9 protein-coding genes are annotated in these 12,666 nt (G+C 36.4%); 1 reads left to right on the top strand and 8 read right to left on the bottom strand.

Annotation, left to right across the window (positions count from 1 at the left end):
• Positions 1-111: 111 nt before the first annotated feature.
• Entirely contained in the window at positions 112-873 is a 762-nt protein-coding gene (gene rpsB, locus CQ022_RS12780) for a 30S ribosomal protein S2 (RefSeq protein ID WP_002976219.1), read from the top strand.
• 134 nt (positions 874-1,007) lie between these two features.
• Here the strand turns inward: rpsB and CQ022_RS12775 are convergent, their stop codons facing one another.
• The 8 genes from CQ022_RS12775 to tsf all read right to left on the bottom strand — a co-directional run bounded on the left by CQ022_RS12775 (position 1,008) and on the right by tsf (position 12,554).
• Complete coding sequence (locus tag CQ022_RS12775; protein ID WP_105681732.1) at positions 1,008-1,448, bottom strand: DUF6759 domain-containing protein; 441 nt, start codon at positions 1,446-1,448, stop codon at positions 1,008-1,010.
• Entirely contained in the window at positions 1,445-2,143 is a 699-nt protein-coding gene (locus tag CQ022_RS12770) for a DUF6759 domain-containing protein (protein ID WP_228421553.1), read from the bottom strand. The genes CQ022_RS12775 and CQ022_RS12770 overlap by 4 nt, the downstream gene beginning before the upstream one ends.
• 17 nt (positions 2,144-2,160) lie before the next feature.
• On the bottom strand, positions 2,161-2,838 hold the full coding sequence (trmB, locus tag CQ022_RS12765) for a tRNA (guanosine(46)-N7)-methyltransferase TrmB (protein ID WP_105681731.1): 678 nt from the start codon (positions 2,836-2,838) through the stop codon (positions 2,161-2,163).
• A gap of 96 nt (positions 2,839-2,934) precedes the next feature.
• Positions 2,935-3,699, bottom strand: coding sequence for a DUF6759 domain-containing protein (locus CQ022_RS12760; RefSeq protein ID WP_105681730.1), 765 nt, complete (start codon positions 3,697-3,699; stop codon positions 2,935-2,937).
• 291 nt (positions 3,700-3,990) lie between these two features.
• Positions 3,991-4,785, bottom strand: a complete 795-nt coding sequence (locus tag CQ022_RS12755) for a hypothetical protein (RefSeq protein ID WP_105681729.1) — start codon at positions 4,783-4,785, stop codon at positions 3,991-3,993.
• Between the two features lie 190 nt (positions 4,786-4,975).
• Positions 4,976-8,374 (bottom strand): T9SS type B sorting domain-containing protein, encoded by a 3,399-nt coding sequence (locus CQ022_RS12750; RefSeq protein WP_165791614.1) that lies wholly within the window; start codon positions 8,372-8,374, stop codon positions 4,976-4,978.
• A 222-nt stretch (positions 8,375-8,596) separates the two neighbouring features.
• Positions 8,597-11,425, bottom strand: coding sequence for a gliding motility-associated C-terminal domain-containing protein (locus tag CQ022_RS12745; protein WP_105681728.1), 2,829 nt, complete (start codon positions 11,423-11,425; stop codon positions 8,597-8,599).
• A gap of 304 nt (positions 11,426-11,729) precedes the next feature.
• A complete protein-coding gene (gene tsf, locus CQ022_RS12740) occupies positions 11,730-12,554 on the bottom strand; it encodes a translation elongation factor Ts (protein WP_047385945.1) in 825 nt (274 codons plus the stop codon).
• Positions 12,555-12,666 lie beyond the last annotated feature (112 nt).

Raw genomic sequence — 12,666 nt, 5'->3', positions numbered from 1 at the left:
AAAAAGCAGACCGCCAATTGCCCGTTACGTTTAGCATCCAAACGCTTCTCCCATCTAAAGAAGTTGTTGATTGTTTAAAAGACGGAAAGTAAACTAACAAAAACAGAAAACATGGCAAAAGCAAATGTAAAAGACCTTTTAGAGGCTGGCGTACACTTCGGTCACATGACTAGAAAGTGGAATCCAAATATGGCTCCATACATTTTTATGGAGAAGAACGGTATTCACATTGTAGACTTACATAAAACAGCAGTTAAATTAGATGAAGCTTGCAATGCTTTAGAGAAATTAACTTCTGCAGGTAAAAAAGTTCTTTTCGTAGCTACTAAGAAGCAAGCGAAAGAAGTTGTTGCAAAACACGCTTCTGAACTTAATATGCCTTATATTACAGAAAGATGGCCAGGAGGTATGTTAACAAACTTCGTTACTATCAGAAAGGCTGTAAAGAAGATGAATGCTATCGATAAAATGAAAAAAGACGGTACATTCGAAACTTTATCTAAAAAAGAAAGATTACAAGTTGACAGACAAAGAGCTAACCTAGAGAAGAACTTAGGTTCTATCGCTGACATGGTGAGACTTCCATCTGCTGTATTTGTAGTTGATATCTTAAGAGAACACATCGCAGTAACTGAAGCTAAGAAACTAGGTATTCCAGTTTTCGGTATCGTTGATACAAACTCTGACCCTAGAAAAGTTGATTTCGTTATCCCAGGAAACGATGATGCTTCTAAGTCTATTGATATGATCCTTAGCGTAGTTTCTGAATCTATCAAAGAAGGTCAGTCTCAAAGAAAAGCTGATAAAGAAAAATCTAAAGAAGAAGGAGAAAAAGTATCTGCTGATACAGATGCTGATTTCGATGCAGAATAATTAAAGATTTTCTTTAATATAGGAAAAACGCTGGATTTCGATCCAGCGTTTTTTTATTGTTTATACAGTCGTCTGCAAGTCATTGTGGTTCGTTTTATTAAAATAAAAATCCACAGAAATCTGCAGGTTATATTTTAGTTTGAAAGCTTTATAGAATAGGAAGTTGTGACAAACTTTGTAGACTGATAAGTAGAATTACAAAGCATACCCGATAATCTGTAATTTTGATTTTTCGGTACCATTGTGTATCCTATTTTTCCGGTACCAATGGGTATTTTCTTGAAAAAATTATTCCCGCTCACTGTAAGCACCATATTGCATGGAGATTTGTTTTCTACGGAAACAGAGGTTTTCGGATTTTTAGGATCATCACTGTTAAGAAGATCATTGAGTACATCAGCTGTTTCAGGCTTATACGTCTTTATAAGCTCATTGTATTCTCTTTCTGTATTCGTTCTGTTCCCTGTATTGTTAGCAGGATAAGGGTAGGAGGTTCTTCCCGGATAGCCTCCGTAGTTTACATTACAGCTGGCAATAATCAAAGAAGTTCCGATAAAAACGAATAGTTTTTTCATCCTATTTTATTTTTTGATTTTTGTTTTTTCAGTGACTTTTCCTTTATCGGTTCCTTTTGGGCTGATTTCAGTTCAGCGCCGCCCGGTTTTGGATTGTCTATCGTTACAAATATACTTTTTTTAATGTCTTTCCGAGACGAATATTTCACATCACAGATATTACTGCTAAAGGTATAGGAATCCTTGTTGAGGACAATGAAATTTTCCGCATGAGCAGGAACAGCAAGGTTGTAAAATTCTTTTCCTTCAATCCGTAATACAATATTACAGTCAGAATTATTTTTGAACAAGAGAATTGCTTCCTTGCGGCTGATATCCTCATTAAACATAGCATTCAGTACATTCACTGTTTTTTGTTTATGTTCAGCAGATGTTTCAGTGATAAGTTTCCTAAATTCTTCAGCATCATCCGAATTAGGATTTCTCATAGCCCCTTTTGGAATATCTGTAATGACAGGCCTGGTTTCCATAGGTTTGGCAGTACGGGCTCCTTTTGTCCATTCGGCATTTTTTAAAGCAATGAGCTTAGGTTTCAGCACACTCTTTTTAGGATCGTCAGGGTGTGCGTTCTTCAGGTATTCTTCAATTTCTTTAATGTTTGTGCTTTTTAAGATGTCTTTACTGCTTTTTTGAGCTTGTGTAAAGTTGGGGATAAGAAATGTGAAGAATAAAATCGTTAAAAAATTTTTTTTCATCAAGTTTTTTTAATTCATCAGCTTATCCGGAATTTAATGTAAGTAATAGTTTTTCCTTTCGCTGAGAATAGCTCTTCATAATACGTTTTAATATCTCTCAAATGTTCCGTATTAGGATCGTATTCTGGAGCCCCATAGATATCATGGTGAGCAGAAATGATTTCATACCCTGCACCCTGTAAATATCCAAGGGTATACCCATGCAGGAACTCTGAATCTGTTTTCAGGTGAATGATGCCTCCTGGCTTCAGGAATTTTTTATAACGGTCTAAAAAGTCCGGATGTGTTAATCTGTGTTTTGTTCTTTTATATTTTATTTGGGGATCCGGGAATGTAATCCATATTTCGTCTACTTCATTTTCAGCAAAGAAATAATCAACAAGTTCGATCTGAGTTCTTAAAAAAGCTACATTATTCATGTTGTTTTCTACGGCTTCTTTCGCTCCAAACCAGAATCTTGCCCCTTTAATATCTACTCCGATAAAGTTTTTTTCAGGAAATGTTTTTGCGAGTCCTACAGAATATTCTCCCTTTCCACACCCTAATTCCAATACAACCGGATGGTCATTTTTAAAGAAATTATCTCTCCATTTTCCTTTAAGTTCAAAGCCTTTTAAAGCGTCTTCTCTTGTAGGTTGGATTACATTTGGTAATATTTTGTTTTCTGCAAATCTTGCTAATTTATTCTTGCCCATTGAATTATAAAATGAGTGCAAAAATACTAAAAATTTATGGAGAATCTCTGTCTTTTGGAGGTAAAAGACAGAGTGATAATTCGTTTCTGATTGAGCTTAGTGACTTCCTAAGGCCACCATAATGGGTCTTTCTATTGTTTTTTGTGATGCATACTGTGCCCCGCAAACTAAACTCGAGAAAAGATACTGACCTTTTTCCACCACAATAGAGCCTTCTCCCTGAGCCGGAACTGCAAGTCTGTATTTGGTGATTCCCACACCTTCCATTCTGACAATGATATTACAGTCTGATTTATTTTGAATCATGACAATGCATTCTTTAGCATTAGGATCATTATCAAATAGAGAATTTAAGATTTTTACGGTCCTGTTTTTATGTTCTACAGGAGAAACTGCCATCAGCATGTTGAATTCTTCTGCTTCAGCGTTGGGAACTGCGGTATTAGCAGCAGCGTTTACAACATATGTATTTTGGGCACTACTTGGAGTATATACAGTGGTAGATTGTTTGGCAGCAAGTTCAGCCTTATATTTTGCAATCTGTTTTTGTTTGATGATGGCATTCATTTCATCAAAAGTAATTTTGGTAGAAGGTCTTCTTCTCAGCATAGCAAGCATTTCCTGCATATCTTTTACCTTCTGATCAGCAGGGTGTGCATCTTTGATGTATTCTTTCATCATTTCCATTACCCTTGGTTTCAGAACGGATCTTCGGGGGTCATCAGGATGGGCATCTCGCAAAAAAGCATTGATCTCGTAGATATTCTTACTTTTCAGAATATTACTATAGTCTTTACCTTGTTTTTGGGCAGAGACTGTAAAAAATAACATACATCCAAGAAGTAAAAGTACTTTTTTCATTAATTCATATTAAGTTAGAAATTGGGTGTTTCACTCTTAATTTGCGTTCCGGTTGCTTAGTTTTTTATTTGATAACGAATATCTCGTGTTTTTATTTTAAACACTTGTTTGTGAGATAAAATTAAACATATTTTTGAATATTGAAGAAGAATATGTTGTAAAAGTTGAATAATTCGTATTGTAGATGTTGTGGTAAACTATAGCGTGCATTTTTCGGTCATTTAACAAAAAAATAACCCGTGTAAAGCACACGAGTTATTCAATATTGTGAGTAATTTCTTTCCGAAATTTCTAATTACTGCTTACAACTTCCTGAAGATGCGAGCTTCTAAGCCTTTTCTGATAGATAGGAAGATATTTTTCAATAGGAATTTTTACCGCTTCAAAGTTGCCCGCCAATACATAAGCCTGGATATTTTCTGAAGTATAAACAAACTGAAGGAAGTTATCGATTAAATTTTCAGGAATCTTAAATTTTGTAAAATAATCTTTACCCAGATAATTTTTAATCTGAGCTACAGAGCTGTTCATCCTTTCATAGGCCTGATAACGTTGTTTTTTCTTTCGTTCTCCGGAGAGAATATCATAGATACTTTCAAGGCTAAAGGTAAGTCCTCCATCCCGCAGTCCGGCAACAGGAAGCTCCGGAGGAGTTCCGTCACCTTTTGGCTCAGGAAGGCCAATTACTTTTTTAAGAGCATGTGCTTTGTCTTCTTTTCTTAAAGAGTTCACATCATACCGAAGATTTCCGGTAGGCTTGAATCTGCTAAGAACAATTTCCTGAATTTCATAATATGCTATTTTCAGCTCAACCAGATTTTTTTGTTCCATGGATTGAGGAGTCATCTTAATATCTTTTCTTTCAGTAACGATAGAGGTAAAGCGAATCACATCCCCGACATTGGCAGGAATATTAAAATTACCATTGTAGTCCGTAAGAACAGTTTTCTGTGTATTCAGGTTAGTGACATAAACCTGATTGAGATATAAAATTGAGTTGTCTCTCAGAAATACCTCTCCGGAATATATTTGTGCATTAATTTTTGCCAGAAAAACCAATAGCAGTAGAGTAAACAGTTTCTTCATATAATGCGCAAAATTACATAGAAATAAAGCAATTCTGTGTAATTAGATGAAGAATAGTGGTTAAAGTTATATTAAACTTTGGGATTTAATTGTTAAGGAGTGTTAGAAACTTACCATTCATTTAAAAAATCGAAGATTTAAATAAAAAACCGGAAGAAAGAGTGGGGTTCTTTCTTCCGGTTTTCTGTTGTTATCTGTGTTTTACCAGCAACCAGCTTGTATATTTTACCATAAGGCTGGAACCATATTCTGTCCACGTGATAAAGTACCAATAATTAGCTGTAGGAACATATCTGCCACCGACTCTTCCGTCCCAGGTGTATCTGTTTTCAGGAGTACCTCTGAAGACTTCTGCACCATATCTGTCAAAGATCCTGAATATAAGATTCTCATTTTTCATTAAAGCAGAATAGTCTATTACTTCATTATAGCCGTCCCCATTTGGAGTAATGGTGTTGATCAGATTAATAATGGCAAATGGCTTTTTAACATCCTCACACATTTTAGAGTCTCTTACAAATATATTGTGTGCACCTCTAGGTACATTGTAGAAAATATTGGAACTCTGCCATACTACGCCATCCAAAGAATATTCATAAGGAGGTGTACCACCGCTTGCCCCAACTTTTACTGTCGTTCCATCAATTTCAATAGACGTAATGATAGGAAGAGGTAATTCCGTTACGTTTACATATTGCTTGTAAGTACAACCATTGAAGGTTAGTTCCACCCAATAGCTTCCCGGGCCAACATTTGTGATGGAAGGTGTTGTAGCTCCTGTACTCCATAAGTATTTTTCAAAACCAGGTCCTGCATTCAGTGTGGTAGTGGTTTTCGGACAGATAGCTTTATCTTTTAATACGTCTGATTTTTTAGGAACTTTAATATTGATTTTGAGAGTGCCTACTTCCGGACAAACTCCATTTTTTTCAAAACGGATATAATAAGTCTGAGAACCTGTAATGTTAACAGGTAAGGCAACAATATTTACATTGTTCTGAGCATCTGCTAAAGTTGCATGAAAAGTAAAAGTAACATTTGGATCTAAGGTAAACTGAGGAATAAACTGGGCTAAGTTGACACTTTTTATTCCATCCAGGTCATCGTCACAAGTAGTTTCTGTAACGGTTTTTGTAATTAATGTTATTTTGGCTCCAATACTGAATTGTAAAGGTTTGATAACAGAAGCACAACCATCGGGAGAATCTACTCTGATGTAAATCGTTGTGGTCGCGGTATAGCTCCAGTTATTAGGAAGATTATTATTGTTTCCGGCGTTAGCATCAGCCAGGTTTGCGTAATATCTTACAGTAGGAAAATAATTTGGATTATTAAGTACAATAGGGGTGATATTGGAAAGTATGACGGTAACCGTTCCATCCAGATTATCATCACAGAAAACACCATTGTAGTTGTCCAGTACAATTGCTTTATTAAAAAGGGATAGTGTTATTTGTGCAATATTTTTACAGCCAATATGGTCATTAACAACCGCATATATGATTGTTCCGTTAGTTGCAGTATAGGCAGTTGGGTTAGCAATCAATGCTGCTGCATTTTCATTTTGAGCATCCAATAGGGTAGGATAATAAGTAATGGTAACAGGAGAGTTGCTGGTAACATTTGCTGTTGTAAGGTTGAAGGTTCCCTGTCCATTGATATCACACGCAGATAATGCTGCATTCATTACCGTTAGAGCCTGAATATTCAGGGTGACAGTGACTGTTTCACAATCCGGGAAGTCAGGATCGTCTCCGCAGAATGTATAAGTGAATGTATCTGTTCCCGTTGTACCCAGAGTATTTACAGTATAAGTAATAATACCGGTTGCAGGGTTTACAACAGCTGTACCCAATGAAGGTGCTGTGGTAACAGCTACAGTGCTTGGGCTGGGAGTCTGTGATGAACTACTGAATGCAGGAATTATGGTTTTAACATTACATGCGTTATATGAAGTATTGGTAAGTTTTGTACAGTTCAGAACTTTAAATTGTTCAGTAACCAAAGGTGCACAACTTCCCATTGTTACAGAGCAAGTGTAATATCCTGATAATGTAGGGGTGATTGATGAAGTGGTAGCTCCCGGAACAATAACCCCGTTTCTATACCATTGGTAGGTATCATAAATAAAAGGATCTACGGTAAGACTCATTCCTGGAATACAGCCGCCTCCGGATTGTAAAATAACAGGTTGTGTAGGAAAGCCGGCAAAAAAGCCTCCATATCCTACAGCATCACTGCCGGCAGTGATCCCAGCCATAATTGCTCTATTTGAAGCTATAGTAATTGTACCTGTTACATTGGGAATACCATAGGTAACCCAATTCGTTGTACCTGTCATATTGTAAGGGCCGGTTATTGCAGGAGGATTAGCTCCATTTACTGTAATAATAGCACCACGTTCTGTAATGATGTTCAGTTTTGTAGGTATATTCAGCACTCCTCCGGGATTACCAATGGAATGAACAAAATTTTCATCAATAAGTCCAAGTTCATTAATTTGCTTTGGCAGGTAACAGTTCAAAGCAGGAATATAATTAAATCCACCGGTGGCCGTTTCATTTCCTGGATTTGAAACTCCTGCTAAAGTTTGGTAGACATAAGCATTTTTTGATGTTTTGAGATATAAGTTATAATGTCCATTGCCCTGAAGGATATATTTTGAGTCAGGAATGACAAAATATTTTCCTGCATTAAGGGTTGCAATAGGTGGAATTTCATCGTTTACAAAAATTTGAGTATTATCTTCAGTAGCAATTACAATAGCCCCTTCCATATGGGAGCCAATAGAACCGTTACCTTTTACAAGGGCAAATTCATTTCCAAGCCTGTTGACAGGTACTGCCTGATCCATTAAAATATCTGAACCAGCTGGATGATTTCCTGCATATTGACCATTAAAGTTTCCATTGGTGATATTGATGGGTTTGGTTGAAGTAATTTTAGCCCCAATAAAACCATCAAAGTTTGTTGTTATGTTTCCAATTCCATCAATAATGTAGGATTGTCCTTTATTTAAAGTGAAAGTCATTGTAGGATTGGTTGTCCCAGTTGTTCCATTTGAAAACTGAACGTTAGGACTGTACCCGGAAATAGTAACACTGGTATTATCTTCAGTTGCCAGTACACTGGTCATGAAATTCAGAATGGAATTGCTCACTGTAATAGGTGTGACAGCTGCGTAAAATTTCAGTCCTGTGGAAGAAATTCCTTTGGAAGTAATAATTTCTCCATGGTTGAACACTGAGAATCTTAAATTGGCATAAAAAGGGAATTCTGCCTTAAGGTATAATCCTTTTGTAGTGGGAGTAAATAAATCTGCCTGCAGTTTGGTAATAATATAAGTCCTTAATACATCAAATTTCTGAGGGTTATTTTTACTGATATTTACTGTTCCAATCAGAACATTATTATTGTAAATGCTTACAGGAAAAGGAGTTGTTCTGTTAGTAGATAAATAAAGTTTCTGATAAGGATTGGGAGCGCCTGTTCTGTCTATCATTGGAGCAAACCAATGCTCCCGGTCCAACTGAGCAAAAGCAAAGGTGAAAATGCAAAACATAAACAGAAAACATAATTTTTTTTTCATTCAGCGGTGGTCTTTATCACAAATTTAGTGATAAAAAGTATTGTATGGTTGAAAACATTATAAAAAAATGTGATTTCAAAATCATGGTTAAAAAAAAATTAAGTTTGTATTATTTTTTTTCGTATTTAACATAATCTAACAGATAGATTTAATCAGAGAGCTAAAAAAAATAAGCCACGATCATTTGATCGTGGCTTATTAAATATAGTTTTAAACTAATTATTACTCTCTGTTTTTAACAAGAATCCAACCTGTATATTTTATTGGAGTCTTTTCTTTGTTGGACTCATTCCAGCTGATATGATACCAGTATGTTCCTGTTCCAAGTTTTTTATCAAAGTGTTTTCCGTCCCATCTGTAGCTGTTGAATCTGTTTCCGGTGAATACCATATTTCCATATCTGTCATACACTACAAAGCTTAGGTTTTCTTTATATGCCAGTTCACTGTAATCGATATAATCATTTACATTATCTCCATTAGGGGTAATGGCATTTAATAGATTCGGAATAGTAACTTCTACTGCAATAGGAGTACAGTTATATGCATCTTTTACGTAGAAAGTGTGTTGCCCCCTTGTTAAACCTGTAAAAGTACTTGAATCCTGCCAGTTAGAAGTTCCGTCAACGGCATATTTATAAGGTGCTTTACCACCGCTTACAATTACTGTTGCTGTATTGTTGTTGATTTCAATGGTTTGAATTACCGGATCTTCAACTTTTTTAACTTTAACAGTCTGTGTAAGGAAACATCCATTCTTACCAAGAACTACGGTGTATTCTCCAACACCTACATCTCGGATACCTGAAGTGGTAGCTCCTGTGCTCCATAGGTAGGAATCATATCCAGGGCCAGCGTCCAGGTTAGTTTTTGCATCCATACAGATGTACTGATCTACAAGGATTGGTGACTTTTTGATTGGAAGTACAATTAATTCAATTTTAGCATTTGCTGTACATCCTTCAGCAGTCGTTACTTTCACATATACAAATCCTCCGGTGGAAGGGAAGTTTTCTGGTTGTGTGATTTCATTGATTCCTGCAGTAAGATCATTCAGTGTGCGGTAGTATTTTTTTGTAACAGCATTATAGTCTGTTACCTTAGCTTTTGTAAGGTCAAAGTAAGCGTAAGGATCCACATCATACCAACAAGCCTTAATAGAAGCATCCGTTACGATGAATGGTACTACAGTAAGGTTTAAGGTCACCTGCTCACAATCTGTAAATTCAACTGAATTTCCACAGAATTTATAAACGATTTTGTCTGGTCCTAAATATCCAGGATTTGGTGTATAAGTGATTGTTCCGTTTGGATTCACTACGGCAGTTCCTTTCGTAGGAGGCGTTAAAATTACTACTGTACTTGGAACCACTGTTTGAGTGGAAGAAGTAAAGGTTGGCGTAATTATTTTAGTAGAACAAGCATTAAGAGCTTGAGTCGTTTCTTTTAAACAGTTTTGCACTTTATAGATGGGAGTCGTCACTGGAGGACATGTTCCCATTGTTACTCTTACGGTATAATTTCCTGATTGTGTAGGAGTGTAAGTATAACTTGTAGCACCTGGAATGGCAACTCCGTCACGGTACCATTGGTATGTTTCATATCCATCATCTACTTCAAGAATAATTCCCGGAACACACTCACCTGTTTTTTTAGCAATTACAGGGATTGATGAGAATCCGGCAAAGTAACCTCCATATCCGGCAGAACTAAATCCTCCGTTGATACCAGCTGTTACAGCTTTTGTAGAGGTTATTTTAATGTTTCCAACAACTCCGGTGATTCCATAGGTTACCCAGTTAGTATTTCCTGCCAATGGATAAGGGCCGTCTGTCGGTGCGACAGGGTTATCATTTACCATTACAGTAGCTCCGGTCTCTGTTAAGATATTTAATTTTACAATAATATCCTGAACTGCACTGGCACCACCTGAACCGATTGGCATTTCATTAATCTTTCCGATTTCATCAATCTTTCTTGGAAGGAAACAGTTCAATGGCGGTATATAGTTGAATCCATTAGTTGCCTCACTATTCCCTACCCCTACAAACTGATAAAGGTATACGTTTTTAGTTGTTGAAATAAACATATTAGAATGCCCATTAGTACCTTGTGCTACATAACTGGTTTCATTAATTCTGTACCATTCTCCGGCAGCAAGTGTTGCAACAGAAGTTCCGACACCATTTAAATAAACATCAGTATTATCTTCTGTAGCAATAATAAGACCTCCTTCCATGTTCTGGCTAGGGATTGTAGATCTTGTTTTAACGATCGCAAATGTATTTCCAAGTCTTTCCACCGGTACTGATTGATCCAGAACCGGGTCACTTCCTGATGGAGAAGTAGAGAAGTTGGCATTACAGCTTCCGTTGGTAAGGGTTACAGGTTTATCAGAAACTATTTTTGCACCGATAAATCCAGTTTTATTTGCAGATTGTGTGCCTGCTCCGGCAAGAATCACAGATTGCCCTTTTTGTAATGTAAAGGTCTGGGAATTGCCTGTAGGAGTACCATTGATGAAAACAACTCCGGAAGTAGGGTTCCATGAGGCTGTTACAGTAGTATTGTCCTCAGTTGCCATAATACCTGCGGTAAAGTTCTGAATACTGCTGGTATTGGTATTGGGAGCAGTTGCAACGAAGAATGTTTTTCCGATTCCAGCTTTTCCTTTACTGGTAATTACTTCCCCATGAACACTTTGGGCAAGTCTTAAACTACAGTAAAAAGGTTTTACTGCTTTTAAATACAGTCCTTTATTACCAACAGTGAATGCTTCTGTAGTGGTTGTTCCACTAATAAGGCTATTGGTAACCTTATAGGTTTGCGGATTACCTTTACTAATGGTAACCGTAGTTATTACAGCATTGTTATTGTAAATGGTTACATCAAATGGGGTGTCTGAATCAGTAGACAGATAGATCATGTTGGTATAACTGTTACCGCCATAACTATCATAGTAAGGAGCAATCCAATGCTCTGTATCCCTTTGTGCAAAGAGTGTATTAATTGTCAAAAAAATTAATACCAGACTGAGTAGAAATCTTTTCATGTGTATGGAATTAGGATTTCTACAAAAATAAAATAAAAAATGAAATACTTTTAATAAAATTTAAATAAATGTTAAAAAAATGTTTTCAATTTTTAATTAAAAGCTATTCTGGGTATGAAACTGGTAATTAATGTTGAATTCGGTCAATATGGTTATTTGCCATGAAAATTTTGCCCGTTTGAATTGTTAATGTTTTCACTTATTTTATCTCTTGTTGGTGAATAGTGTTGATGGTTACGGGTTTAGGTTAATAAAAAATCCCGGTGAATTTCACCGGGATTCTATATTTTTTGAAAAAGTTAGCTTATAGGCTTACTCTTACAAATCCTGTTACTTTTAGGTCTGCGTTTACAGATTTTACGTAATCAGCAACTGAGATACTTCCGTCTTTAATGAAGTCCTGGTGTACCAAAGTGTTGTCTTTGTAGAATCTCTGCATTTTACCTTTAAGGATATTATCGATAATGTTTGCAGGCTTACCTTCTTCAGTAAGTTTGTGTCTTTCGATTTCTAATTCTTTATCGATAGTCTCCTGAGAAACTCTTGTTTCGTCCAAAGCGATTGGGTTCATAGCAGCAACCTGCATAGAAACAGCTTTAGCAGCTTCGTCAGCTCCATCTACTTTAGCAGAAAGAGAAGAGATTGCAGCGATTTTGTTTCCAGCGTGGATGTAAGCTCCTAAGAAATCTCCCTGGATTCTTTCGAAAGATCCGATTTCGATTTTCTCACCGATAACTCCTGTTTGCTCTACTAATTTCTCAGCAACAGTCATTCCGTGGAAGTCAGTAGCTAAAAGCTCCTCTTTAGTAGCAGCGAAGATTGCCATCTCAGCTAATTCGTAAGCTAGCTCGATGAACGCTTCATTTTTAGCAACGAAGTCAGTTTCGCAGTTTAGAGAGATTACTACACCTAAAGTGTTATCTTCGTTTACTCTTGCGATTACTGCACCTTCAGCAGATTCTCTGTCAGCTCTGTTAGCAGCAACTTTTTGTCCTTTTTTTCTAAGGATGTCTACCGCTTTTTCGAAGTCTCCTTCAGCTTCAACTAGAGCTTTCTTGCAGTCCATCATACCTGCACCTGTTTGGTTTCTCAATTTTGCTACGTCTGCAGCAGCTGGTGTATAAGACATAATATCTATTATTTTTTATTTAAGATTAGTATTAATTTTTAGCTTAATTTTAGAGCAGTGCAAAGATAATGATTTTAATGATAAACTAAAAAATGACTTTTCACGTTATTAA

Origin of the sequence: Chryseobacterium culicis, from assembly GCF_002979755.1 — a bacterium.
Classification (GTDB): Bacteria; Bacteroidota; Bacteroidia; order Flavobacteriales; family Weeksellaceae; genus Chryseobacterium; species Chryseobacterium culicis_A.
Note: the sequence above shows the minus strand (reverse complement) of the source record. Positions and strands in the feature narration are given on the sequence as shown.

Bases quoted from the DNA above. Each gene is read 5' to 3' on its own strand.
- rpsB (WP_002976219.1), top strand. From the start codon at position 112: ATGGCAAAAGCAAATGTAAAAGACCTTTTAGAGGCTGGCGTACACTTC.
- CQ022_RS12775 (WP_105681732.1), bottom strand. From the start codon at position 1,448: ATGAAAAAACTATTCGTTTTTATCGGAACTTCTTTGATTATTGCCAGC.
- CQ022_RS12770 (WP_228421553.1), bottom strand. From the start codon at position 2,143: ATGAAAAAAAATTTTTTAACGATTTTATTCTTCACATTTCTTATCCCC.
- trmB (WP_105681731.1), bottom strand. From the start codon at position 2,838: ATGGGCAAGAATAAATTAGCAAGATTTGCAGAAAACAAAATATTACCA.
- CQ022_RS12760 (WP_105681730.1), bottom strand. From the start codon at position 3,699: ATGAAAAAAGTACTTTTACTTCTTGGATGTATGTTATTTTTTACAGTC.
- CQ022_RS12755 (WP_105681729.1), bottom strand. From the start codon at position 4,785: ATGAAGAAACTGTTTACTCTACTGCTATTGGTTTTTCTGGCAAAAATT.
- CQ022_RS12750 (WP_165791614.1), bottom strand. From the start codon at position 8,374: ATGAAAAAAAAATTATGTTTTCTGTTTATGTTTTGCATTTTCACCTTT.
- CQ022_RS12745 (WP_105681728.1), bottom strand. From the start codon at position 11,425: ATGAAAAGATTTCTACTCAGTCTGGTATTAATTTTTTTGACAATTAAT.
- tsf (WP_047385945.1), bottom strand. From the start codon at position 12,554: ATGTCTTATACACCAGCTGCTGCAGACGTAGCAAAATTGAGAAACCAA.